This window comes from Streptomyces sp. NPDC002793 (genome assembly GCF_040295485.1).
GTDB lineage: Bacteria > Actinomycetota > Actinomycetes > Streptomycetales > Streptomycetaceae > Streptomyces.
The window spans coordinates 1-23,085 of the sequence record NZ_JBEOVL010000071.1 but is presented as its reverse complement, the minus strand read 5'-3'; the positions used below and the strand labels follow the sequence as shown (position 1 = coordinate 23,085).

At 70.9% G+C, this 23,085-nt stretch carries 21 protein-coding genes; 6 read left to right on the top strand and 15 right to left on the bottom strand.

Features of this window, described 5'->3' with window-relative positions; genetic code table 11:
* Positions 1 to 135 precede the first annotated feature (135 nt).
* A complete protein-coding gene (locus ABT001_RS34200) occupies positions 136 to 693 on the bottom strand; it encodes an NAD(P)H-dependent oxidoreductase (RefSeq protein ID WP_351285426.1) in 558 nt (185 codons plus the stop codon).
* Positions 694 to 810: 117 nt separating this feature from the next.
* On the opposite strand from ABT001_RS34200, the gene ABT001_RS34195 reads away from it, so the two are divergent.
* Positions 811 to 1,464 carry a TetR/AcrR family transcriptional regulator gene (locus tag ABT001_RS34195; RefSeq protein WP_351285424.1) on the top strand — a complete coding sequence of 218 codons (654 nt, stop codon included), beginning with the start codon at positions 811 to 813 and terminating at the stop codon, positions 1,462 to 1,464.
* Here the strand turns inward: ABT001_RS34195 and ABT001_RS34190 are convergent.
* Positions 1,439 to 2,686 carry a damage-control phosphatase ARMT1 family protein gene (locus ABT001_RS34190; RefSeq protein WP_351285422.1) on the bottom strand — a complete coding sequence of 416 codons (1,248 nt, stop codon included), beginning with the start codon at positions 2,684 to 2,686 and terminating at the stop codon, positions 1,439 to 1,441. The genes ABT001_RS34195 and ABT001_RS34190 overlap by 26 nt on opposite strands.
* A 178-nt stretch (positions 2,687 to 2,864) precedes the next feature.
* Here ABT001_RS34190 and htpG point away from each other — a divergent pair, with 178 nt between their 5' ends.
* Both htpG and ABT001_RS34180 read left to right on the top strand, forming a co-directional pair.
* Positions 2,865 to 4,778: a molecular chaperone HtpG gene (gene htpG, locus ABT001_RS34185; protein ID WP_351285420.1), complete on the top strand. Its 1,914-nt coding sequence runs from the start codon at positions 2,865 to 2,867 to the stop codon at positions 4,776 to 4,778.
* Between the two features lie 388 nt (positions 4,779 to 5,166).
* Entirely contained in the window at positions 5,167 to 5,961 is a 795-nt protein-coding gene (locus ABT001_RS34180) for an SGNH/GDSL hydrolase family protein (RefSeq protein ID WP_351285418.1), read from the top strand.
* 41 nt (positions 5,962 to 6,002) lie between these two features.
* Here the strand turns inward: ABT001_RS34180 and ABT001_RS34175 are convergent, their stop codons facing one another.
* Positions 6,003 to 6,839: a class I SAM-dependent methyltransferase gene (locus ABT001_RS34175; RefSeq protein ID WP_351285416.1), complete on the bottom strand. Its 837-nt coding sequence runs from the start codon at positions 6,837 to 6,839 to the stop codon at positions 6,003 to 6,005.
* A 90-nt stretch (positions 6,840 to 6,929) separates the two neighbouring features.
* Between ABT001_RS34175 and ABT001_RS34170 the strand changes: the two genes are divergently transcribed.
* Together ABT001_RS34170 and ABT001_RS34165 are read left to right on the top strand one after the other, a co-directional pair.
* A complete protein-coding gene (locus tag ABT001_RS34170; RefSeq protein WP_351285415.1) occupies positions 6,930 to 8,780 on the top strand; it encodes a S9 family peptidase in 1,851 nt (616 codons plus the stop codon).
* A 92-nt stretch (positions 8,781 to 8,872) separates the two neighbouring features.
* The gene (locus ABT001_RS34165) at positions 8,873 to 9,655 is read left to right on the top strand and encodes an SURF1 family protein (RefSeq protein WP_351285414.1); all 783 of its coding nucleotides are present in this window, start codon (positions 8,873 to 8,875) and stop codon (positions 9,653 to 9,655) included.
* Positions 9,656 to 9,768: 113 nt separating this feature from the next.
* Here the strand turns inward: ABT001_RS34165 and ABT001_RS34160 are convergent, their stop codons facing one another.
* The 7 genes from ABT001_RS34160 to ABT001_RS34130 form a co-directional block, all read right to left on the bottom strand.
* Positions 9,769 to 11,172, bottom strand: a complete 1,404-nt coding sequence (locus ABT001_RS34160; protein ID WP_351285412.1) for a hypothetical protein — start codon at positions 11,170 to 11,172, stop codon at positions 9,769 to 9,771.
* Positions 11,169 to 11,744, bottom strand: coding sequence for a SigE family RNA polymerase sigma factor (locus ABT001_RS34155; protein ID WP_351285410.1), 576 nt, complete (start codon positions 11,742 to 11,744; stop codon positions 11,169 to 11,171). The genes ABT001_RS34160 and ABT001_RS34155 overlap by 4 nt, the downstream gene beginning before the upstream one ends.
* A gap of 359 nt (positions 11,745 to 12,103) precedes the next feature.
* Complete coding sequence (locus tag ABT001_RS34150) at positions 12,104 to 13,168, bottom strand: aspartate-semialdehyde dehydrogenase (RefSeq protein WP_351285409.1); 1,065 nt, start codon at positions 13,166 to 13,168, stop codon at positions 12,104 to 12,106.
* Positions 13,165 to 14,436, bottom strand: coding sequence for an aspartate kinase (locus tag ABT001_RS34145; protein WP_351285408.1), 1,272 nt, complete (start codon positions 14,434 to 14,436; stop codon positions 13,165 to 13,167). Before ABT001_RS34145 ends, ABT001_RS34150 begins: the two co-directional genes overlap by 4 nt.
* A gap of 268 nt (positions 14,437 to 14,704) precedes the next feature.
* Positions 14,705 to 15,364, bottom strand: coding sequence for a DUF5063 domain-containing protein (locus ABT001_RS34140; RefSeq protein WP_351285406.1), 660 nt, complete (start codon positions 15,362 to 15,364; stop codon positions 14,705 to 14,707).
* A gap of 98 nt (positions 15,365 to 15,462) precedes the next feature.
* On the bottom strand, positions 15,463 to 16,062 hold the full coding sequence (gene recR, locus ABT001_RS34135; RefSeq protein WP_351285404.1) for a recombination mediator RecR: 600 nt from the start codon (positions 16,060 to 16,062) through the stop codon (positions 15,463 to 15,465).
* Between the two features lie 60 nt (positions 16,063 to 16,122).
* Entirely contained in the window at positions 16,123 to 16,461 is a 339-nt protein-coding gene (locus tag ABT001_RS34130) for a YbaB/EbfC family nucleoid-associated protein (protein ID WP_351285429.1), read from the bottom strand.
* 360 nt (positions 16,462 to 16,821) lie between these two features.
* Here ABT001_RS34130 and ABT001_RS34125 point away from each other — a divergent pair, with 360 nt between their 5' ends.
* Positions 16,822 to 17,604 carry an SLATT domain-containing protein gene (locus ABT001_RS34125; protein WP_351285403.1) on the top strand — a complete coding sequence of 261 codons (783 nt, stop codon included), beginning with the start codon at positions 16,822 to 16,824 and terminating at the stop codon, positions 17,602 to 17,604.
* Positions 17,605 to 17,679: 75 nt separating this feature from the next.
* On the opposite strand, the gene ABT001_RS34120 is transcribed toward ABT001_RS34125, so the two are convergent.
* The 5 genes from ABT001_RS34120 to ABT001_RS34100 form a co-directional block, all read right to left on the bottom strand.
* Positions 17,680 to 18,330, bottom strand: coding sequence for a putative DNA-mimic protein (locus tag ABT001_RS34120; RefSeq protein ID WP_351285402.1), 651 nt, complete (start codon positions 18,328 to 18,330; stop codon positions 17,680 to 17,682).
* A gap of 101 nt (positions 18,331 to 18,431) precedes the next feature.
* Entirely contained in the window at positions 18,432 to 19,148 is a 717-nt protein-coding gene (locus ABT001_RS34115; protein WP_351285400.1) for a GntR family transcriptional regulator, read from the bottom strand.
* Between the two features lie 93 nt (positions 19,149 to 19,241).
* Positions 19,242 to 20,615, bottom strand: coding sequence for an aspartate aminotransferase family protein (locus ABT001_RS34110; protein WP_351285399.1), 1,374 nt, complete (start codon positions 20,613 to 20,615; stop codon positions 19,242 to 19,244).
* Positions 20,616 to 20,731: 116 nt separating this feature from the next.
* Positions 20,732 to 22,189, bottom strand: a complete 1,458-nt coding sequence (locus tag ABT001_RS34105; RefSeq protein WP_351285428.1) for a helix-turn-helix domain-containing protein — start codon at positions 22,187 to 22,189, stop codon at positions 20,732 to 20,734.
* Positions 22,190 to 22,530: 341 nt separating this feature from the next.
* Complete coding sequence (locus ABT001_RS34100) at positions 22,531 to 23,019, bottom strand: hypothetical protein (RefSeq protein ID WP_351285397.1); 489 nt, start codon at positions 23,017 to 23,019, stop codon at positions 22,531 to 22,533.
* Positions 23,020 to 23,085 lie beyond the last annotated feature (66 nt).

Sequence of the window (23,085 nt, the reverse complement as noted above, 5' to 3'; positions counted from 1 at the left end):
CCCTTTTAACTCTTACCCCCCCCACCTCTAACAACACCAAAACCACAACCCTATTACCCACCACTACGATATTCCCTTATTCGTAGCGGGGTGGGCCCCCGGGTCATGCCGGGCGGCGGCCCGGCATCGACTGGATCAGGCAGCGGCGGCGGTGCCCTGCGCGACCTGCCGCAGCACCTCGGTCAGCGAGGCGACGACCTCGGCGTCGTCCGCCGGGTGCAGCTCCGCGAAGCGGGTCACGGAGCCCGGGATGGAGAGCTTGACGTCCGCGAGGACCGCTCCGCCCGCGAGGCCGGCCGCCTTGCGTGCCTCGTCCTGGGCCCATACGCCGCCGAACTGGCCGAAGGCGGTACCGACCACGGCGACCGGCTTGGCGGTCAGGGCGCCGGCGCCGTACGGACGCGACAGCCAGTCGATGGCGTTCTTCAGGACGGCGGGCATGGTGCCGTTGTACTCGGGCGAGAACAGCAGGAACGCGTCGGCCTGGCCGGCCGCCTCGCGCAGCCGGGCGGCAGCGGCGGGGACGCCGCCCTCGACGTCGATGTCCTCGTTGTAGAAGGGGACGTCCACGAGACCCTCGTACACGTCCACCTGGACCCCCTCGGGCGCGTGCTTGACCGCGGCCTCGGCGAGCTGACGGTTGTGCGAGCCGGCGCGGAGGCTGCCGACGAGGGCGAGGATGCGTACAGACATGAGGGATGCTCCCGGGAGACGGAGACTGCAGAAGTAAGCGGACCACGGTCCGTTTAAAGTTGTACCACCTAAACGGACCGTGGTCCACTTATGGACGTCCGGGACTACCCTGAAGCCATGACCGCTCCTCTGCCCCCGCTGCCCAGGCCGCCCGAACCCGGCGAGACGCGGACGAGTCTCACGCTCGCCGCCGTCGGCGAGCCCGAGCTGTTGCGGGCGGACGCGGCGCGTAACCGAGCACTCCTGCTGGACGCCGCATCCCGCCTCATGGCCGGCTGCGGGCCGGCGAACCTCACCATGGAGTCGGTGGCCGCCGCCGCCGGAGTCGGCAAGGGCACCGTCTTCCGGCGCTTCAAGGACCGCACCGGCCTGCTCATCGCGCTCCTCGACCACCGCGAGGCGCTCCTCCAGGCCGCGTTCCTCACCGGACCGCCGCCGCTGGGCCCCGACGCTCCCCCGGCCCAGCGGCTGCACGCCTTCGGCCCGGCCCTGATGCGCCACGAGCGCGATCACCACGAGCTGATCCTGGCCTCACGCAGCGATCCGCTGCGCACCTACGCCGTCCCCGCGACACGTCTGCGGCTCAGTCATCTCGGCCTGCTGCTGCGCCAGGCAGGGGCGGCGGGAGAGCCCGAGCTGCTCGCGCACACCCTGCTCGGGTCGATCGACACCCCCCTCGTCCACCACCTGACCTGCGAACGCGGCCGGAGTACGGACCAGTTGGAGCACGGCTGGCACGAACTCCTCACCCGGTACGGGGTTCCGCGCTGAGCGTGGGCGCCTCACCCGACCGCGCCCGCACCTGGATCAGGGCGTGCGTGCCACTGGTACGCCACGCCCGGCCGGACCGTTCCAGGCTCTCCAGGGTCGGCGCGTCCAGGCCCACGGCGACGTCGGACTTCAGCGTACGGAGCGCGGCGACGGCACCCGGGAAGTACGCCGTGAGCCGGGCGAACGGCGTGGTCGCCGGCCACAGGCGGTCGCCCACCAGACGCCGGTAGTTGAGGTCGCCCTTCAGGATCGTCAGCGTGGCGGAGCCGAGCTCCGCCCGGAGGTCCTCGGGCATCCGGTCGTACGGGAACGGGGCGCAGAAGAACGGGTGGGTACGCACTTCGATCCGGCCCGTACGCATCGCCTCCCGGACCCGTCCGCCGATCGTGCCCGCCTCACCGGGGGCCCCGCACAGCCGGCGCAGGCAGTCGACGACGTCGGCCGTCATCGCGTCCGAGACGTAGTACGGCCCCGGCTTCACATGGAGCACCACCCGGCCGGCTCGGCCGTGCTCCAGCAGGTGGTCGATGAGGACGAGGTCGGGGATCAGTTCGCGTGCGGTGTTGTCCGCGATGACCGCCACGGTACCGAGGGAGCCGGGCGGCAGGAGCGCCCACAGCACGGCGCTGTCGTCGGCTACCAGCCCGGGAACGGCCTCGCCCTGAGCGGATTCGCCCGTCGGGCCGCGGAAGCCGAGATCGGCGCGGTTGCCCCAGAGCGAGGCCCGGAGGAGCGCGGCCGCCCGCTCGGCGGCGGGGACTCCGGCGAGGTCGTCGAGGGAGCGGAGCTCCTCCTCGACCGTGCCTCCCTGGAGTTCGGCGCGCTTGAAGGGCGCGAAGGGGTCGACGCCCCGCCACGGCCCGTCGGCGAAGTAGCCCACGGCCTCCAGGAGCCTGCGGTAGAAGTAGCTCTCGCTCCAGAGGAACGGGGCGTCGAACCACGGGCGTCCGAAGTGCCCCCGCCCCCACGCGGTCCAGAGGTCCAGGTCGGCGCTCCCGGGGCCGAGCGGTTCGACGACGCCGTGCGCGATCTCGTCCCGCAGGGCGTCCAGGGAGCGACGCTGCCGCGGACCGTACGGGAAGGCCTCACGCACCTCCTCGATCAGTGCCGGATGGCGCTCGGCCATGACGCCCCGGGCGAAGCTGCCCGGTTCCCGGCACGTGATCAGAGGGGGAAGGCCGGGGTCGTCCCCGGCCTGGGAAGTCGCTCGCGTATCGCCCATGCACCCCAGTCTGCCCGGCGCGAGGCCCGTGCGTCCGGCGGCGGCTCGCGCGCCCGACGCCCGTCCTCGGGCCGGAGCGCTCAACGGCCTTGGCCGAACCGGCACATGGCCGGGCCGGGGCCTGGTTACGATATGCAGCGGTTCAGATGACTTACTCCAGGAAAGGGACCCCGCACCCATGCCGGCCGAAACGTTCGAGTTCCAGGTAGAAGCTCGCCAGCTCCTGCAGATGATGATCCATTCGATCTACTCGAACAAGGATGTATTCCTGCGTGAGCTCATTTCCAATTGTTCGGACGCGCTGGACAAGCTGCGACTGGAAACCCTCCGGGACGACACGCTCCAGGCGGACTCGTCCGACCTCCATATCGCCATCGAGGCCGATCAGGAGAACCGCACGCTGACCGTGCGTGACAACGGCATCGGAATGTCGCACGACGAGGTCGTGCAGTTGATCGGCACGATCGCCAATTCCGGCACGGCGAAATTCCTCAAGGAACTGAAGGAGGCCCAGGACGCCACTGCTTCCGAGGAACTCATCGGACAGTTCGGCGTCGGTTTCTATTCGAGCTTCATGGTCGCCGACGAGGTCACCCTGCTGACCCGGCGAGCGGGCGAGGACACCGGGACGCGGTGGCAGTCCAGCGGTGAGGGAACGTACACCGTCGAGACCGTCGACGACGCCCCGCAGGGCACTTCGGTCACGCTCCGACTCAAGCCCGAGGACACCGAGGACAAGCTCTTCGACTACACATCGCCCTGGAAGATCAGGGAAATCGTCAAGCGTTACTCGGACTTCATCACCTGGCCGATCCGCATGGCAGCCGCCGGAGGGGAGGAGGGCGCCGAGCCCGAGGTCGAGACGGTCAACTCGATGAAGGCCCTGTGGGCCCGGTCGAAGGACTCCGTGACCGATGAGGAGTACAGCGAGCTCTACAAGCACATCAGCCACGACTGGACCGACCCGCTCGAAACCATCCGGATGCAGGCGGAAGGCACCTTCGAGTACCAGGCCCTGCTCTTCCTGCCGTCCCACGCGCCGCAGGATCTGTTCATGCAGGACCACAAGCGTGGAGTTCAGCTCTATGTGAAGCGCGTGTTCATCATGGATGACTGCGAAGCGCTGATGCCGACGTATCTCCGCTTCGTGAAGGGCGTCGTCGACGCACAGGATCTGTCGCTCAACGTGTCGCGCGAGATCCTTCAGCAGGACCGCCAGATCGAGATGATGCGGCGTCGTCTGGTCAAGAAGGTGCTCTCGACGGTGAAGGACATGAGGTCCAACACCCCCGAGAAGTACGGGACGCTCTGGAAGGAATTCGGCCGGGTCCTCAAGGAGGGCCTGTTCCAGGACTTCGAGAACCGCGACGCGATCCTGGAGATCTCCTCCTTCGCCTCGACCCAGGACGAGGAGGAGCTGACCAGCCTGCGCTCGTACGTGGAGCGCATGAAGGAGGGCCAGGAGCAGATCTACTACATGACGGGCGAGTCGCGTGCGGCCATGGAGAGCTCTCCGCACATGGAGGCCTTCCGCGCCAAGGGCTTCGAGGTCCTCCTGCTGACCGACCCGGTCGACGAGGTCTGGGTCCAGTCCGTTCCCGAGTTCGACGGCAAGCCGCTCCAGTCCATCGCCAAGGGCGAGGTCGACCTGGACACCGACGAGGAGAAGAAGGAGGTCGAGGCCGAGCGTGAGAAGCAGCAGCAGGACTACGCCGGTCTGCTGACCTGGATGACGGAACAGCTCGGCGACACCGTGAAGGAAGTACGCCTCTCCTCACGACTCACCGTCTCGCCGGCCTGCATCGTCTCGGACACGCACGATGTCACTCCGGCCCTGGAGAACATGTACCGCGCCATGGGCCAAGAGGTGCCGCAGGTCAAGCGCATCCTCGAACTCAACCCCTCGCACGCGCTGATCACCGGGCTGAGGAAGGCGCACGCCGAGCAGAGCGGCGAGGAGGGCACCGGCACCGAACTGGCCGAGACGGCCGAGCTCGTCCACGGACTGGCGCTCCTCTCGGACGGTGGCGAGCTGAGTGACCCCTCGCGCTTCAGCAGGCTGATGGCGGACCGCCTGGAGCGCACGCTGTAACGTCCCACGATCACCTCTCCTGCCACTGCGGCCGCCGGGTCCCCCCGGCGGCCGCAGCCGTGTGCGGTGCGCGGGCGGTCGTGACCGGTGCGCGGGCCGTTGTGACGGCGGCGCGAAGGCGGGCGTCGGCCACCGTCCGAACGGACCGCATCCCCTCCGGCGGTGACTCGCAGGGGTCGTGAGAGGTGTCGGAGACATCCGCAACTTCACCGATTCGAGGGCCAGTCAGGGGTTTATCTACGCGCGGAGCATCGTCAACCGAACGATCCTTCGGGCATATCAGACGACTTTCCCTCGGGCTATTACCGCCGAGTACCGAGAGCTGCTAGAAACGTGCTCGCCCCACGAACTCCCCACTCGTCCCCCACATTTCGAAGGGCTGGCAGCCATGTCAGTACGGACCTTCCGGGCAACCTTCTCCGCTCTCGCGCTCGCCGCCGTGGTCACCCTCGGCCTCGCGCAACCGGCATCCGCCGCCGGCGAGAACTACGTCGCTCTCGGTGACTCCTACTCCTCAGGAGTCGGGGCGGGGAGCTACACCTCGGAGAGCGGCGCCTGCAAGCGCAGCACCAACGCCTATCCCTACCTCTGGAGGAACGCGAACGCCCCGTCGTCGTTCGCGTTCGTCGCCTGCTCGGGTGCGACGACGGCCTCCGTGTCCAGCGGCCAGCTGGGCGCGCTGAGCTCCTCGACCTCCCTCGTGAGCGTCACGGCCGGCGGCAACGACGTCGGGTTCGCTGACGTCATGCAGACCTGCGTCCTGCAGAGCGAGGCCAACTGCGTGAGCCGCGTGAACACCGCGGTCTCCCAGGTCCGGAACTCGCTGCCGGGCAGTCTCGACTCCCTCTACCGGGGCATCCGGGCCCGTGCTCCGCAGGCCCAGGTGGTGGTGCTGGGCTACCCGCGCTTCTACAAGCTGTCGGGCTCCTGCATCGCCGGCCTCACGGAGACCGAGCGCGGAGCTATCAACAACGCGTCGGACGTGCTGAACGACGTGCTCGCCAAGCGGGCGGCCGACGCCGGGTTCACCTATTCCAGCGTGGTGGACGAGTTCACCGGGCACGAGCTCTGCTCGGGCGACGCGTGGATCCACAGCGTGACCGTCCCGATCACCAACTCGTACCACCCCAAGGCCGTCGGACAGTCCAACGGCTACCTGCCGGCCTTCGACTCGGTGGCCTGACACGTGTCGTGCGGACCCGCCGGCGGGCGGGTCCGCTTCGGTCAGCCGCTGACCGGCCGCGTCGCCCTGACCGAGTACATCATCGGGATGCGGGGCCGATCGGCGGGGAAGCGGTAGAAGCCGTCCGCGTGCCGGACCAGCGTCGGATAGCGGGCGAAGAGCGTGGCGTCGTGTTCGTGCAGGAACTCGATCCGCAGGCCGGCCGCCGCCAGGGCCGAGACGACCTCACCCACGGGGTGCTGCCACTCGACGCTGCGGTTGTGGACCGTGGCGGCGTCGGCATCGGCGTACGAGCCCGGTGAGTCGTCCACCCAGGCGTCGTGGCTGAAGTAGTCGTAAGCGATCGTCGATCCGGTCCCGTCGTCCAGACAGTCGGTCACGGGATGGAACTCCGCCAGGTAGAGGAACCCTCCGGGCGCGACGAGCGAGGCCGCGACCTCCGCCCAACGGCGGACGTCGGGGAGCCAGTTCAGTGCTCCGATTCCGGTGTAGACGATGTCGTACGCGGTGTCCGGCACGGCCTGGGCGGCGTCGTACACATCGGCCGTCACGAAGGCGGCCCGCTCCGGCGGCAGCCCCAGTGAACGGGCCAGGCCCCGGGCCGTCTCGACCGCGGGTTCGGAGAAGTCGAGGCCGACGACCTGGGCGGCGCCGTGACGGGCCCAGGAGAGGGTGTCCAGGCCGATGTGGCACTGCAGGTGCAGCAGCGTCCGGCCCGTCACGTCACCGACCTCCGCCAGTTCGAAGCCGCGCAGTGCGTCCCTGCCCGACCGGAAGGCGTCCAGGTCGTAGTAGTCGCCGGCCGCGTGGACGGCCACCCGCTCGTCCCAGCGGGCACGGTTGACCTCGTGCCAGTCCTCGGGTGTCGATGCGTACATGCGGGGAAAGTTACCCACAGGCTGGGGGTGGATGCGAACAGTTATCCACAGGCCTCCCGGTGGTGGGCCCGCATCGGGTTTGATGGGGCCATGAGCGACACACAGAACGACGCGTCCGTACCGGAGCGGGAGCACGAGCCGCCGCAGTGGGAGCAGCGCTTCCGCGCCGCGCGGGTGTCCCTGCCCGACTGGGCAGAGGACGCCCCCGACCGCGCGCTCTTCGTCTCCAACGCCACCGGCACGTACGAGCTGTACGCCTGGGACCGGGCGACCGGGGAGCAGCGCCAGGTCACGGACCGGCCCAACGGGACGACCGACGGAGTGCTGACGCCGGACGGCCGGTCCGTCTGGTGGTTCTCCGACACCGACGGCGACGAGTTCGGCGTGTGGATGCGGCAGCCCTTCGAAGGCGGTGCGGACGAGCCGGCCACGCCCGGTCTGGAGGCCTCCTACCCGGCCGGGCTCGCGATCGCCCGTGACGGCTCCGCGGTGGTCGGCCGCTCGACGGACGAGGACGGCACGACCGTCCACCTGGTGCGTGCCGGGGCGGAGCCGGTCGAGATCTACCGGCACCGGGAATCCGCCGGGGTGGGTGACCTCTCCCACGACGGGACGCTGATCGCCCTGGAGCACACGGAGCACGGCGACGCGATGCACTCCGCGCTGCGGGTGGTGCGCCCCGACGGCTCGACGGTCGCCGAGCTGGACGACACCGAGGGCGGCACGAAGGAGCTGGGCCTGTCGGTCCTGGGCTTCGCCCCGGTGGCCGGGGACACCCGGCTGCTGGTCGGGCATCAGCGGCGCGGGCGGTGGGAGCCGATGATCTGGGACCCGGTGGCGGGCACACAGACCGACCTGCCGGTCGATCTTCCCGGTGACGTGGGTGCGGAATGGTATCCGGACGGGTCCGCGCTGCTGATCGAGCACAGCTTCGAGGCCCGCAGCGAGCTGTGGCGGTACGAGCCGGGCGCCGCGGGGCCGGTGCGGGTCGAGACCCCCGCCGGGACGGTGTCGGGCGCCACGGCCCGTCCCGACGGCACCGTGGAGTATCTGTGGTCGTCCGCCGCCCAGCCGCCGGCCGTGCGGTCCACGGCGGGTTCCGTCGTGCTCGACCCTCCGGGTGCCAAGGCTCCGGCCTCGGTGCCGGTGCGGGACGCCTGGGTCGACGGCCCGGGCGGGCGTGTACATGCCCTGGTGCAGACTCCGGCCACCGGCGACGGACCGTTCCCCACGATCTTCGAGATCCACGGTGGACCCACCTGGCACGACAGTGACGCCTTCGCGTCGGGCCCCGCCGCGTGGGTGGACCACGGTTTCGCCGTCGTGCGGGTCAACTACCGCGGCTCCACGGGCTACGGCCGTGCCTGGACGGACGCGCTCAAGCACCGGATCGGGCTGATCGAGCTGGAAGACATCGCGGCCGTCCGGGAGTGGGCGGTGAAGTCAGGGCTCGCGGACCCCGAGCGGCTGGTGCTGGCCGGTGGATCGTGGGGCGGCTATCTGACCCTGCTCGGACTCGGTACGCAGCCGGACGTCTGGGCCCTGGGGCTGGCGGCGGTCCCGGTCGCCGATTACGTGACCGCCTATCACGACGAGATGGAAGCGCTGAAGGCGATGGACCGCACGCTGCTCGGCGGGACACCGGAGGAGGTGCCAGAGCGCTTCGAGGCGTCGTCCCCGCTGACCTATGTGGACGCTGTCCGCGCCCCGGTCTACATCTCGGCCGGCGTCAACGATCCGCGCTGCCCGATCCAGCAGGTGGAGAACTACGTGGGCCGCCTCGCGGCCCGTGGAGCGGTCCACGAGGTGTACCGCTACGACGCGGGACACGGCTCGCTCGTCGTGGAGGAGCGGATCAAACAGGTACGTCTCGAGCTGGACTTCGCCCTGCGCCACCTCGGACGGCCACAGGCGGAGGACCGGGACGGAGGGCGGGTGTAGGGACGGGAGGAACGGCTGCCGACGGCATAAGGTCCGGATAAATGCCGCACCCCGCCCCGAAGGGCCGAAGCTGGGAACCGTACCGTGGAGGGGTGTACCGGTTCCTGCTGACCCCGCGGTGGTGGGGGATCAACCTCTTCGTCGTGCTGGCCATCCCGTTCTGCGTGTTCATGGGCACATGGCAGCTCGGCCGTTTCGAGGATCGCGTGCAGACGCACCAGGAGGCCGAGGCGCGCCCCGATCCTGGCACCCGCTCCCCGAAAGCGCTCGACGAGCTGCTGCCCGTGACCACGGGGACCTCCGGCCGGCCGGCCGTGGCGACGGGGACGTACGCCGATCAGTTCCTGGTCCCCGGCCGCGAGTTGGACGACCGTGACGGCTTCTACGTGCTGGATCTGCTGCGCACCGGCAGCGGCAAGGCACTGCCCGTCGTACGGGGCTGGCTGGCGGGCAGTCCGGCGAGCACCGACGTTCCCCCGGCACCGTCCGGCGAGGTCACCGTGACCGGCGATCTGCAGGCCTCGGAGAACAGCGGCACCTCCGGCGTCGACGTCAGCGGGGGGCTTCCCGAGGGCCAGCTCGGCATGATCAGCGCGGCGTCCCTCGTGAACCTCGTCCCGTACGACGTGTACGACGCCTGGGTGACCCTGCCCGAGCCGGAAGCCGGTGGCCCGGGTGACGGGGGGATGAAGCCCGTGCCCGCGGCGGCGGCACAGGGCAGCGGGCTGGACCTGAAGGCCTTCCAGAATCTCGGCTACACCGGCGAGTGGTTCGTCTTCGGCGGCTTCGTGCTCTTCATGTGGTTCCGGCTGGTGCGCCGCGAGGCCGAGGCCGCGCGCGACGTCCAACTGGGGCTCGCGGCCGACGCCGACTGACGGAGCGGCCCCGCACGGTTTCCTCCGGGCGAAGGCCGCGGAGACGGGCAAGGGGCCCTCCGGAACTCAGGTTCCGGAGGGCCCCTTGTGCCCGTCACGACATCCGCTTCCGGCTACGAGGCGTCCAGGACACCCGTGCGGTAGATCGTGCCGGCGCACGCGTTGGCGATCGTGGTCGCCGCCGTCGGCGCACCAGCCTCCGGGGTGTGCGTGACCGCGATGCTGCCGTCGGCCGGGCCCTCGCCCGCACGGCCGAACTGCGCCGCAGTGTCCGTCGTTCCCACGGCGGCGTCGGTGCCCTCGGCTGCACCTCCGCCGCCGCCCCCGTCGCCGTCCGTGGGCGTAGGGCTGGGCGAACTGCCGGTGGTCGGACAGGTCTCCGACGGCACCCACGCGAAGCGCACCTCGTACGTCGCCGTCGGCTTCAGCAGCACGACGCCCGGCTCCAGTGACGGATCGGGGAGCCCGGCCGCTGGGTCGCCCGCGGTGTGCTGCACCACGGTGATCTGCAGAGGGTCGGCGGCGCCCGCCGCCTGGAAGCCGACCGTGCCGTTGCTGGTGACCGAGCAGGTGTCGCCGGAGACGTTGGCGATCCTGAAGGTCCCGTACACCGTGCCGTCCGCGCCCGCCGCGCCCGCGTCGGCGGAGGCGACCCCGAGTTGGTCGGGCTCGCAGGCCTCGCCCGCGGCTGCTGCGGCGGCGTCAGGAGGCGTGCCCGGTTCCTCGGTTCCGCTCTCCTCGGTGTCCGGGTCCGAGCCCCGTGACGGCGCCGCGGAGTCGCCGGTCTCGCCCTCGGCGCCCTCGCCCTGACGGTCCGCCGGTCCCGCTGTCATTCCGCCGTCGGAATCGGCACCCGCATCCTCGCCGCTACCTCCCTGGGCCTGCTGGCCGTGGCCGGCGATGGCGGGGTTGGCGGTGGCCGAGCCGTCCGAATTCGCCACGTGGACGAAGGCGGGGATCGCCGTCCCGATCAGCAGTGCCGCAGCCGCGGCACCCACCACGCCCTGCCGCCGTCTGGCGCGCCGTGCGGGCACCGCGCGGTGCAGATGACCGAGGGTGCCGTCGGAGGGCTCAAGACCCTGGACGGCGCCGTGCAGCATGCGGCGCAGCGCGGCCTCGTCCATGCCCTCGCCCCCCGGGCCGCCGAGATCGCCGGAGCCTCCGGGGACACCGCCTCCCCGGCCTCCGCCGCCGAAGAGTGCGGTCAGCGTGCCGCCCCCGCCGGACCCGGCGTCATGACCGCCCGCGCCGTCACCGCCCGCGCCGTCACCGCCCGCGCCGTCACCGGCCGGGGTGTCACCGCCCGCGTCGTCACCGCCCGCGTTCGGGGCGGCGGGCCCTGAGGCGGCTTCCGCGTCGTCGACCGCGTCGCTGTCGGTGCCGTCGACCGCGTCGGCGGCGGCCTGCTTCCGTTCACCGTCCTGCTCCGGATCGGTGTTCGGGATGTCCTCCGGCCCTTGGTTCACAATTCCGTTTCCAGTCCGGTCATCGTCGTGCCTGTGCTCGCGCCCACTCATGCCTGCGCCTCCATCACGACACGCAGTGCCGCGATGCCCCGGGAGCCGTACGCCTTCACCGAGCCGAGCGATATCCCCAGCGTCTGGGCGACCTGGGCCTCCGTCATGTCCGAGAAGTAGCGCAGCACCAGCACCTCGCGCTGGCGGCGCTGCAGCCCTTTCATCGCCTTGATCAGCGCGTCCCGCTCCAGTTGGTCGTAGGCGCCCTCCTCCGCGCTCGCCATGTCGGGCATCGGCTTGGAGAGGAGTTTCAGCCCGAGGATGCGGCGGCGCAGCGCCGAGCGGGACAGGTTCACCACGGTCTGACGGAGATACGCGAGCGTCTTCTCCGGATCGCGCACCCGGTTCCGCGCCGAGTGCACCCGGATGAACGCCTCCTGCACCACGTCCTCGCAGGACGCCGTGTCGTCCAGCAGGAGCGCCGCGAGGCCCAGCAGCGAGCGGTAGTGGGCGCGATAGGTCTCGGTCAGATGGTCGACCGTCGTTCCTGCCGCCACCGTCTCCTCAGCGCCCTCGCGCTGCGAAGGCAGCTGGGCGGGTCGTGCGGCGGGCATGGGCGCAATCACCGGCATCCCGCCGGCTGCGCGGGGCCTCCGGAGCGGACGCACCGAAGCGCCTCGCAACGGGCCCACCACTGTGATGTCGAGAACCTCTGCCACGCCAGTTGGACACGCTTCCCCCCGTCAGGGTTGTACGCGTACGGCACCGCGTTCGATGCTGTGCGACATGCCCTCATTCGTACCTGCTCTTCCCCAAATGCCCCGAAAACACATCCAGCCACGCAAGAAGTGACGACGTAGACGCGTCGCACCCGTCCAGCGGTTGCGGAGGGCCAGAAGATCATCGTCGGATATGGCAATGCCCCAGCTCAAGAGAGCGAGGCCGCCAATTTACCCACAGGGCGCACACAGATCCTACAAAACAGGTTCGATCAGGTACGAGGAAATTCTCCGGCCACCGACTCGGCGATCTGGGCCACATTGAGGGCTGCGCCTTTTCGGAGATTATCGCCGCAGATGAACATCTCGACGGCGTGGGGATCGTCCATCGACTGCCGCACCCGGCCCACCCAGGTCGGGTCGGTGCCCACGACGTCGGACGGCGTGGGGAAGTCGCCGACCGCCGGACTGTCGAAGAGCACGACCCCCGGCGCGGTCGCCAGGACCTCGTGCGCCCGGTCCACGGACACCTCGTTCTCGAAGCGGGCGTGCACGGACATGGAGTGCGTCGCGACGACGGGTACGTACACGCAGGTCGCCGTCACCTTCAGGCCCGGCAGGCCCAGCACCTTCCGGCACTCCTCGCGGATCGCCAGCTCCTCGGACGACCAGCCGTCACCGGCGTCGGTCCCGGCCCAGGGCACCACGTTCAGTGCCACAGGGGCGGCGAACGGGCTCTTGTCCCCGTCGCCCAGCGCCCGCCGTACGTCGCCGGGGCGGGTGCCCAGCTCCGTACCCGCCACCAGGGCGAGCTGCTCACGGAGCGCGGCGACACCGTCCCGGCCCGCGCCGCTCACCGCCTGGTAGGACGAGACGATCAGCTCCCGCAGCCCGAACTCGGCGTGCAGCGCGCCGACCGCGACGATCAGCGACAGTGTGGTGCAGTTCGGGGACGCGAGGATGCCGCGCGGCCTCAGCCGTGCGGCATGGGGGTTGATCTCGGGAACGACCAGGGGCACGTCGTCGTCCAGCCGGAAGGCCGCCGAGTCGTCCACGACCACGGCGCCCCGGGCGGCGGCGACCGGCGCCCACTGTGCGGACACCTCGTCCGGCACCAGGAACAGGGCTACGTCCACCCCGTCGAACACGTCCTCGGAAAGCGCGAGGACCTCGCTCTCCTCGCCGCGGACGACCAGCGCGGTGCCGGCCGCACGCGGAGAGGCGATCAGTCTGACCTCGCCCCAGACGTCCTCGTGCTGCGAGAGGATCTGGAGCATGACGCCGCCGATCGCCCCGGTCGCACCGACGACCGCGAGCGAAGGGCGGCGTCCTGTCATCGGCCGGTGCCTCCGTAGACGACCGCCTCGTCGGAGTCGCTGTCGAGGCCGAAGGCGGTGTGCACGGCGCGCACCGCCTCGTTGACGTCGTCGACCCGGGTGACCACCGAGATGCGGATCTCGGACGTCGAGATCAGCTCGATGTTCACGCCGACGTTCGACAGCGCCTCGAAGAAGCCGGCGGTGACCCCGGGGTTGGTCTTCATGCCCGCGCCGACGAGGGAGATCTTGGCGATCTGGTCGTCGTAGCGCAGCGACTCGAACCCTATGCCGGCACGGTTGCGCTCCAGGGCGTCGATGGCCTTGCGGCCCTCCGCCTTGGGCAGGGTGAAGGTGATGTCCGTGAGACCGGTGGACGCGGCGGAGACGTTCTGCACCACCATGTCCATGTTGATCTCGGCGTCCGCGATGGCGCGGAAGATCGCGGCGGCCTCGCCCGGCTTGTCGGGTACGCCGACGACCGTGACCTTGGCCTCGGAGACGTCGTGGGCGACTCCGGAGATGATGGCGTGCTCCACCTGCTGGTCCCCTTGCGGCTCGTTGCTGACCCAGGTTCCGCGCAGTCCGGAGAAGGACGAGCGGACGTGGATCGGGATGTCGTAACGGCGTGCGTACTCGACGCAGCGGTGCAGCAGCACCTTGGAACCGGACGCCGCCAGTTCCAGCATGTCCTCGAAGGAGATCCAGTCGATCTTCCGGGCCTTCTTCACGACCCGGGGGTCTGCGGTGAAGACGCCGTCCACATCGGTGTAGATCTCACAGACCTCCGCGTCCAGTGCGGCGGCCAGCGCGACGGCTGTCGTGTCGGAGCCACCGCGACCGAGGGTCGTGATGTTCTTGCCCTCCTGGCTCACACCCTGGAACCCGGCGACGATGGCGATGTTGCCCTCGTCGATCGAGGTCCGGATACGACCGGGCGTGACATCGATGATGCGCGCTTTGTTGTGGACCGAGTCGGTGATGACACCGGCCTGGCTGCCCGTGAACGACTGGGCCTCGTGGCCCAGGTTTTTGATCGCCATGGCCAGCAGGGCCATGGAGATCCGCTCTCCGGCGGTCAGCAGCATGTCGAACTCACGCCCGGCAGGCATCGGGGATACCTGCTCGGCGAGATCGATCAACTCGTCCGTCGTGTCGCCCATCGCGGACACCACGACAACCACCTGGTTGCCGTTCTTCTTGGCGTCGACGACTCGCTTGGCGACACGCTTGATGCCTTCGGCATCGGCTACGGAGGAGCCTCCGTACTTCTGCACGACAAGGCCCACGTGCGCTCCTCGCTCAATAATGGTGCGGTCGGCTCAGTTTAACGAGCAGTCCGGAATCGACCCATCGGTACCGGATGGTGAGATGTCCCGCCCACCAGCTGGTACGGCTCGGCGCTCCGAACTGCTCGTACCGGGCTGTTGCCCGCTTCCACGTCCCGCACGCCTCTTTGTGTCCCAGGACACAGCGGGCGCAGCGGACGGCACAGCGGGCGCAGGCGGCACGGTGGGCAGCCGGCACAGAGGGCCGGCAGCAGCCCCGGGCCGGCCGTTACAGGACCGGGCGCAGGCCCAGCGGGCCCGCGATCTCCTCGGCCATCACACGCCCCGCCTCCTCGGCCAGGTCCCCGTCACCCGGGTCCTGGTCCGTGTCCAGGCCGTCGAGCTCCTGGAGCGGCTGGTTCAGCCGGATGTGGGCGACCAGCGACTGGAGCGCGCGGAGGGCCGCCGACGCGGTGGTGCCCCAGTTGGAGAAGTACGAGAACTGCCACCACCACATGGCCTCCGCCGTGCGGTCCGCCTCGTAGTGCGCGAGGCCGTGGGCGAGGTCCGTGACCAGGTCGGCCAGGTCGTCGGAGATGCGGTGGGGCACGGGGGCCTTGCGCGGCTCGTACGGGTCGAACACCTCGGAGTAGACGTCGATGGGCTCCAGGAGCTCGGCGAAGCGCTCACGCAGCCCGTCCGCGTCCGGCTCGGCGCCCAGGTCCGGCTCGTAGCGCTCGTCCGGGAGGATGTCCTCGTAGGCGCCGAGGCGCCCGCCGGCCAGCAGGAGCTGGGAGACCTGGAGGAGCAGGACCGGGACGGCCTCCTCGGGCTCCTCGGCCTTGGACACCTCGGTGACCGCGACGATGAAGGTCTTGATCTGGTCCGCGATCTGGACGGCGAAGTCGTCGGGATCCTGCGTGACGGTGTTCAGCGTGGCGTCAGACATCGAGGGGACCTCCCGTGGGCACGGTCGCGAACGGTGGGTAGAACATAGCGCCGCCGCACATAAAGCCGCAGTCAGAGTGCAGGTCACACGTCGAGGGGTCACACATCGAGCAGCCGCCTCCCCTCGAAGGCACGGCCGAGGGTGACCTCGTCCGCGTACTCCAGGTCGCCGCCCACCGGCAGTCCGCTGGCCAGCCGCGTGACCCGCAGGCCCATCGGCTTGACCATCCGGGCGAGGTACGTCGCGGTGGCCTCGCCCTCCAGGTTGGGGTCCGTCGCCAGGATCAGCTCCGTGATGGAGCCGTCCGCCAGCCGGGCCAGCAGCTCCCTGATGCGCAGATCGTCGGGTCCGACGCCCTCGATCGGGCTGATCGCGCCGCCGAGCACGTGGTAGCGGCCCCGGAATTCCCGGGTCCGCTCGATCGCGACGACGTCCTTGGGCTCCTCGACCACACAGATGACCGTCCGGTCACGGCGTGCGTCCCGGCAGATTCCGCACTGCTCCTGCTGGGCGACGTTGCCGCAGATCTCGCAGAAGCGGACCTTGTCCTTGACCTCGAGCAGGGAGTGGGCGAGCCGGCGTACGTCGGTGGGCTCCGCCTGCAGGATGTGGAAGGCGATTCGCTGCGCGCTCTTGGGACCGACGCCCGGCAACCTGCCCAGCTCGTCGATCAGCTCCTGAACCACGCCTTCGTACAACGGAACGCCTTTCCTTTTCCTGCTCGCACCGTATCCGGTACGCCTGGGTAGCTACAGGGGTCAGAACGGGAGACCCGGCATGGCGCCGCCCAGACCCTGGGCCAGCGGGCCCAGCTTCTCCTGCTGGAGCTGCTGCGCGTTCTCGTTCGCCGCCTGCACCGCGGCGACCACGAGGTCGGCGAGCGTCTCGGTGTCCTCCGGGTCCACCGCGCCCGGGTCGATCACCAGGCCGCGAAGCTCTCCGGACCCGGTCACGGTGGCCTTCACGAGGCCACCGCCCGCCTGTCCCTCGACCTCGGTCCTGGCCAGCTCCTCCTGGGCCACGGCAAGATCCTGCTGCATCTTCTGGGCCTGCTGGAGCAGCTGCTGCATGTTGGGCTGGCCACCACCGGGAATCACGGTCACTCCTGGCATTTCGACGACAGATTGTTTCGGTACGCCGAGCCTACGTGTTCGCCGGACGCCACGCCCCACCCGCCGGGGACCAACTCTTTCGGGTGAGTTCTGAAAAGTCCCTGCCGGGTTCCTATACCTGACCAGAGGCCGTGCCCACCCGGGAATCCCGCGATATCTACCCCGCGGCCCACCATTCGGCGGTAGGAAGGGCATGCGTATCCGTACCCCTGCGCACCGCGGGGGTAACGCAGAGTTACGCGGGTGGGGGCTCCGGCTACATGCCGGTACCCGCCCCCTCCGTGACCGAAACCGTGCCGATCCGCGTCGATACGCGCCGAACGCAGAGTGCAGAGGAGTGCCCCGGTGAGTCAGCCGGAGATGCAGCCCGAAGGGCCGCCCCGCAAGGAGTCCGGCGCGGGATCCGGTGCAGGCACCGGAACCGAACGGTCCGGTTCGCGCTACGGATCGAGCCCCCGGGACCTGACCGGCCGCGCCTTCCCCCTCGGCGACTGGGGCGAACCCGCCGAACGGCTCGACGAGCTCTACCGCTGGGTCGAGGCCGGCGCCCTGGAGACCGCCGACTGGTATCTGCGTGACCGGCTCCGCAAGCGGCGTACGGCCAGGGTCCTCCGGCTCGGCACGGCGGGCGGGGTGGTCGCGGGCGCGGCCCTCCCGTTGCTCGACCTGACCGGGCAGCTGCACGGGGCGGCCGGCTGGGGCTACCTGTCGCTGCTGCTGGGCGGCGCGTGCATGGCGTGCGACCGGTACTTCGGTCTGACCTCCGGCTGGATAAGGAATCTCGCGACGGCACAGGCCGTGCAGCGACGCCTGCAGGTGCTGCAGTTCGACTGGTCCTCCGAGTCCGTCCGGGAGGTGCTGGGGCCCACGGAGGGCACCGCCAGCGAGGCCGCGGAGCGGTGCCTGGGGGTGCTGCGCCGGTTCTCGGAGGACATCACCGAGCTCGTCCGCATGGAGACGGCGGACTGGATGGTGGAGTTCCGGGCCGGCCCCGCGCCCATGGGGATGCAGTCGCTGGTGTCGGGCGGGACGGGCGGCCGGCCCGAACCCGCACCGGGGCGGCTCACCATGCCCGCCGCGGTACGGCCGAACATGCCGCGCCAGCGCCCGCCGGAGGCACCCCGCTGAGACCGCCGGAAGCCGGGCCGGCGGACGCCCCCTCCGGACGGAGCGGGACGGCCACCGGCCCGGTGCCGGTGCGGGTCAGCTGAAGATGATCATCGAGCCCTGGGCGAGGCTGCGGGTCGCCGCCGCGTGCAGCCCCAGCCAGACGTGCCGCTCCCGGGCGAAGGGGTGGTCGTCGTACGGGACGGGTGCGGCCCGTTCCTCCAGCGAGGTCGGACCGGCGGGCGGAAGGGGGGCGGCCGGCGGGTTGGCCGGGTCGATGCCGAGGGACGGCGCGACGAACTCCAGCTCCCGCAGCAAGCCGTGGGAGGAGCCCAGTGGACCGCCGCCTTCCAGGAGCTGGTCGCCGGAGAGCGGACGGGGAAAGTCCACCGGGACGTACGCTCCTGCGTGGTCGTAGTGCCAGACCAGGTGCGACTCCTGCGCGGTCTGCTCGAACATCTCCAGCAACTGCTCGTAGTCACCGCCCAGTTCGTCGACAGGGGTGACGGCGAGCCCGCTCAGCTGGAGCAGGTAGGCGCGGCGCAGGAAGTGCAGGGCGTCGTAGTCGAAGCCGGCCACCGGGGCGACGTCTCCGGTGAGTCCGGGCATGTAGGCGTAGACGGGCACGGGCGGCAGCCCCGCCTCGGTCAACGCCTTGTCGTAGACGGCGATCTCTTCGGCGAACGGGTTGTCGGGGCTGTGGCACAGCACATCGACGAGGGGGACCAGCCACAGGTCACAGGCCACGAAGTCTCGCTCTCCAACGGGTTCGTGCGATGGTCGGACCAGCGTAATGCGGCCGGGACCCCGCGCACAGTGCGCGGGCCGCACCGGGGCCGGGCGGGCGCTCAGTCGTGGCCCGGGTGCGGGGGGTCCCCGGCGGCCAGCCGGTCCGCCCAGCTCAGCCCGTGCGCGTAATAGGCGTCCAGTACCGCGCGGACGGCGGGGCCGTCGGCGGCCGTGATCGCGGCCACCAGCTCCTGGTGGCCGCTCCACAGCCAGTCGCACACCTCGGCGTCCCCCCGCAGGTACGGGACGGCGAACGCCCAGGCCTGCATGCGCAGCCGCTGCATGAAGTCGGTGATGTAGGTGTTGCCGACGACCACGCCGAGTTCCCGCCAGAACCGCAGGTCGTAGCCGATGAGGATGTCGAGGTCGCCACCGCGTGCGGCCCGTGCGGCCTCCTCCGCCCGGCGGCGTACGGAGACGAGGGCGGCCTGATGGGCGCCGATCAGGGCGGACGCCGATCCGGTCCCGTCGAAGATCTCCCGGTACAACCCGTCGGTGACCAGGGCGCGCGCCTCCACCATCGCCCGGTAGTCGGCGACGGTGTACTCACGGACCCGGAAGCCGCGGTGCTGGTCGGATTCGAGCAGTCCCTGCGCGGAGAGGTCGAAGAGCGCCTCCCTGACGGGCGTCGCGGACACCCCGTACTGCTCGGCGATCTGCTTGACGGTGAATTCCACCCGGGGCCGCAGACGCCCCGCGAGCACCTCGTCACGCAGCGCGTCGGCGATCTGCTGCCGCAGCGTGCTTCGGGTCACACCCCCGCCCGCACCACCCATGACGCCCCCTCCCGTTCTCGGCTCCGGTCACCATAAGCCAGGGCATGTGCCCTGTTCCGGGCACGGGGGAGGGCGTCACGTCCGGGTGCCCGCCTACGCGGTGTGCTCGTCGGCGACCGAGAGGGCCGCGTCCAGGGCCGCGAGGCCCTCCTTCGCCTCCGCCTCGGTGATGTTGCAGGCGGGGACGACATGGGTGCGGTTCATGTTGATGAAGGGCCAGAGGCCGTTCTTCCTGCAGGCCGCGCCGAAGGCCGCCATCGGGGCGTTGGCCTCACCGGTCGCGTTGTACGGGACCAGCGGCTCGCGGGTCTCCCTGTCGCGGACCAGCTCCAGCGCCCAGAACGCGCCGAGCCCCCGCACCTCACCGACGGAAGGGTGCCGTTCGGCGAGCTCGCGCAGGCCGGGGCCGAGGACGTGCTCGCCGAGGTGCGCGGCGCTCTCGACGGTCCTCTCGTCCTCCATGACCTTGATCGTGGCGACGGCCGCGGCGCAGGCCAGCGGGTGACCGGAGTAGGTGAGTCCGCCGGGGTAGGGGCGGGTCTCGAACGTGGCGGCGATCTCGGCGTTGATGGCGACGCCGCCGAGCGGCACATAACCGGAGTTGACGCCCTTCGCGAACGTCATCAGGTCCGGTACGACGTCGTGGTGGTCGGCGGCGAACCACTTCCCGGTGCGCCCGAAGCCCGCCATCACCTCGTCCAGTACGAACACGATCCCGTACCGGTCGCAGATCGCGCGGACCCCCGCGAGGTAGCCGGGAGGCGGCGTCATGATGCCCGCCGTGCCGGGGATCGTCTCCAGGACGACGGCGGCGACGGTCGACGGGCCCTCGAAGGCGATCGTGTCCTCGAGGTGCTGGAGCGCGCGGGCGCACTCCTCGGCCTCGGTCCTCGCGTAGAAGGGCGAGCGGTAGAGGAACGGCGCCCAGAAACGGACGACACCCGACGAACCGTTGTCGGAGGCCCAGCGCCGGGGGTCCCCCGTGAGGTTGATCGCGGCCGCCGTGGCGCCGTGGTAGGAGCGGTAGGCGGAGAGCACCTTCTGACGCCCGGTGTGCACCCGGGCCATCCGTACGGCGTTCTCGACGGCCTCGGCGCCGCCGTTGGTGAAGAAGATCTTGTCCAGGTCACCGGGGGTGCGCCCGGCGATCAGGCGGGCCGCCTCGGAGCGCGCCTCGATGGCGAACGCGGGCGCGAACGTGGTGAGTTTCGCGGCCTGTTCCTGGATCGCGGCGACGACGGTGGGGTGCTGGTAGCCGATGTTGGTGAAGACGAGACCGCTGGTGAAGTCCAGGTAGCGGTTCCCGTCGTAGTCCCAGAAGTACGCTCCCTCGGCGCCGGCGACGGCGAGGGGGTCGATCAGGCCCTGGGCGGACCAGGAGTGGAACACGTGCGCACGGTCGGCGGCCTTCACGGCCGCGCCCGCCGCGGAGTCGACGTACGGGGGGCGAGGGGCATCAGGGCTCATGCGGCGAGCGTATGCGGCGGCCGGGCCGTCCTCCATGGCCACTGTGTCCAGCGCGGGCCGCCCGGTTCGGCAGGGTGTCGGGTCCGGGCGGCCGGACCCGTCGGCGGGCGCGCGGCTCACGCCGCGAGGTCCACCGCCCGGAACGCGAGCCACAGGTCGTACCGCGCACTCGGCGTCTGGAGCAGCGAACGGCGCAGCAGGGCCTCCAGCCGGGTGAGCCGTTTGCGCGCGCCGGGCACGGATATGCCCAGTTCGGCGGCGGCCGGGCTCAGTTGGGCCTCGCAGCGCAGCCATGTCCGCAGGGTCTCGTCGCCCGTCGGGCCGGCCTGGGCGAGAACGCTGAGCTGCTGCACGGCCCAGTCCTGGACGCCGGGGGTGCGCAGGACGGTGTCGAGGTCCGCGGACGGCGCGGAGTCCCCGGGTCGGGAGCGGTGGAGCGCCGGGGTGGCCCGGATCCGCAGGGCCAGATCCACGGCCGCCTGGTCCGCGACCCGGTTCAGGTCCAGGCCGAGGAGTTCGCCGACGAGCTTCAGTCGGGCGGTCAGGGTGTTGCGGTGGATCTTCAGGTGCTGGGTGGCGTGGGAGGAGAACGCCAGCCAGGACGCGACGGTCGCCGAGAGTTCCTGGCTGCCCGGGTCCTGCGAGCGGCGTGGCAGATGGGCGAGGAGGGGCGCGAGCAGGGCATCGGCCCACCGCGCTCCGGCGGCGCCGACGAGCAGGGCGGGTTCCGGCGCGGCGCCGAAGCGGGCGTGGCGGCCGGGAAGTCCGCGGGCGACGGCGAGCGCGTGGAAGGCCTGCCGGTAGGCGGTCGCCGTGTCGGGGAGCGCGACTTCCTCGCTGACGCCCACGACGCAGTCGTCCACGAGTCCGGCGACGACCAGGCCGAGTGCGCGGCCGCTCTCCGGCCCCTCGGTCTCCGCTTCCTCTTCCGCAGGCAGGATCAGGATCAGGTGACGGGCGTAGACCGGGCAGCGCACGATCCAGGTCCGGCCGCCGGAGACGTCGGCGCAGATCCGGGCCACCTCGTCCCGCTGGCCACCGGCGCACTCGACGACGCAGACGCGTACGGGGTCGGGGAGCTTCGGCCGCAGGGCGCCCGCCACCTGGTGGGCTATGGAGAGCTGTCCCGTCATGAGCAGGTGCAGCACGGCCTCGCGGCCACGGGACTCCGCGAGGTCCACCCGTCGCCGCTTGCGTTCGACGCTCTCCGACGACCAGGCCAGGGCGAGCGGCATCACCGCGTCGGCCATCAGTGTGCTCAGCCCGCCGGGCAGCGGTCTGGGTGCGACGAGCGCGAGGACCGGGCCGGTTCCCCCCGGTGCCGGGTCGAGGGGGAGCACCAGCGCGGCGCACTCGTCGGTGTCGAGGGAGTACGAGCCGGTGCCCCGGGCCGTCAGGTCGCGCGCCGCCCGGGCGGCGAGACCCGCCGCCTCGTGACCGGGCCACCGTACGTTCCCCGCCACGGCCTGGAGCACTGTGCCGTCCCCGTCCAGGATCCCGGCCCAGCCCTCCGCCCGCCGGGCCAGCCTGCGCAGCAGTTCCGGCGAACCACCGGTCCGCGCCAGCCGGTACATCAGCAGTATGTCGTCGGCCCGCTCCCGCGCACGCACGTGTCCTCCGCCCCTACCCGAAACCGGAGTGCAGAGTACCGGTCCGGCTGTGCGGTTTGATACCTGTCGGGAGCCACACCGTGCGAATTGAATCTCCCGTCCCGCCGCCCCGTCCCCCTAGAGTCCCCAGCGTGTTCCGGGACGTTCGAGGAACGTCGGGGGACGTCGGAACGTCCCGGATCCGGGCCTGAGGACGTCGGGGGACGTCCGTACGGCAGGGCGGCAGCGGCTCACGGGGGTGGTCGCTGTCGCCTGCCGCGGCACGGGAGCCCCCGGCGCACGTGGGCCGACGCCCTCGGTGCCGCTCATCCAGGGAGTGAAGCCGTCTCCCCCACGGCGGCGAGCAGCCAGATCGGGAACTCCGGATCGGCCTGCCCCACCGCGAGACCGAGCCACCGGCCGCCCCCGGGTACCCGCCAGACCTGCATGCTGCCCGCAAGGTTGCAGAGCTGCCCCACCGGTTGCGGAGCGATGTCCGCGCCCTCGTCCCGCTCCAGGTACGGCCAGAGGTCGACGGTGTCCGGCTCGCCCCAGCGTTCACCCAACGCGGTGGCCAGGCCGCTGAACTCGGTCTCGATCTCCTGCTCGGCGGGCTCGACGACCTCGGGGGACCGGTCGTCCCAGAAGTCTCTGGTCGCCAGCAGGATCAGCAGGTGGTGTCCGGGCCCGCTGCTGTGTACGCCGCTGTCCTCGCTCTCCTCCCCCTCCGGGAAAGGCAGGGCCAGGGCGCGGTCGATCAGGGCGAGGCGTTCCTCGGTGGTCGTGGGCGGAGTGCCCTCGCTGTCGGGGTGCATGGGAGGTGATCCTGCCAACCGCCCTTCGTGGAGGACGAGTCGGGGGCGCGCCCGGCCGTGGCCGGG

Coding starts and splice junctions, on each gene's coding strand:
- ABT001_RS34200 (WP_351285426.1), bottom strand. CDS start 693: ATGTCTGTACGCATCCTCGCCCTCGTCGGCAGCCTCCGCGCCGGCTCG.
- ABT001_RS34195 (WP_351285424.1), top strand. CDS start 811: ATGACCGCTCCTCTGCCCCCGCTGCCCAGGCCGCCCGAACCCGGCGAG.
- ABT001_RS34190 (WP_351285422.1), bottom strand. CDS start 2,686: ATGGGCGATACGCGAGCGACTTCCCAGGCCGGGGACGACCCCGGCCTT.
- htpG (WP_351285420.1), top strand. CDS start 2,865: ATGCCGGCCGAAACGTTCGAGTTCCAGGTAGAAGCTCGCCAGCTCCTG.
- ABT001_RS34180 (WP_351285418.1), top strand. CDS start 5,167: ATGTCAGTACGGACCTTCCGGGCAACCTTCTCCGCTCTCGCGCTCGCC.
- ABT001_RS34175 (WP_351285416.1), bottom strand. CDS start 6,839: ATGTACGCATCGACACCCGAGGACTGGCACGAGGTCAACCGTGCCCGC.
- ABT001_RS34170 (WP_351285415.1), top strand. CDS start 6,930: ATGAGCGACACACAGAACGACGCGTCCGTACCGGAGCGGGAGCACGAG.
- ABT001_RS34160 (WP_351285412.1), bottom strand. CDS start 11,172: ATGAGTGGGCGCGAGCACAGGCACGACGATGACCGGACTGGAAACGGA.
- ABT001_RS34155 (WP_351285410.1), bottom strand. CDS start 11,744: ATGCCGGTGATTGCGCCCATGCCCGCCGCACGACCCGCCCAGCTGCCT.
- ABT001_RS34150 (WP_351285409.1), bottom strand. CDS start 13,168: ATGACAGGACGCCGCCCTTCGCTCGCGGTCGTCGGTGCGACCGGGGCG.
- ABT001_RS34140 (WP_351285406.1), bottom strand. CDS start 15,364: ATGTCTGACGCCACGCTGAACACCGTCACGCAGGATCCCGACGACTTC.
- ABT001_RS34115 (WP_351285400.1), bottom strand. CDS start 19,148: ATGGGTGGTGCGGGCGGGGGTGTGACCCGAAGCACGCTGCGGCAGCAG.
- ABT001_RS34110 (WP_351285399.1), bottom strand. CDS start 20,615: ATGAGCCCTGATGCCCCTCGCCCCCCGTACGTCGACTCCGCGGCGGGC.
- ABT001_RS34105 (WP_351285428.1), bottom strand. CDS start 22,189: ATGTACCGGCTGGCGCGGACCGGTGGTTCGCCGGAACTGCTGCGCAGG.
- ABT001_RS34100 (WP_351285397.1), bottom strand. CDS start 23,019: ATGCACCCCGACAGCGAGGGCACTCCGCCCACGACCACCGAGGAACGC.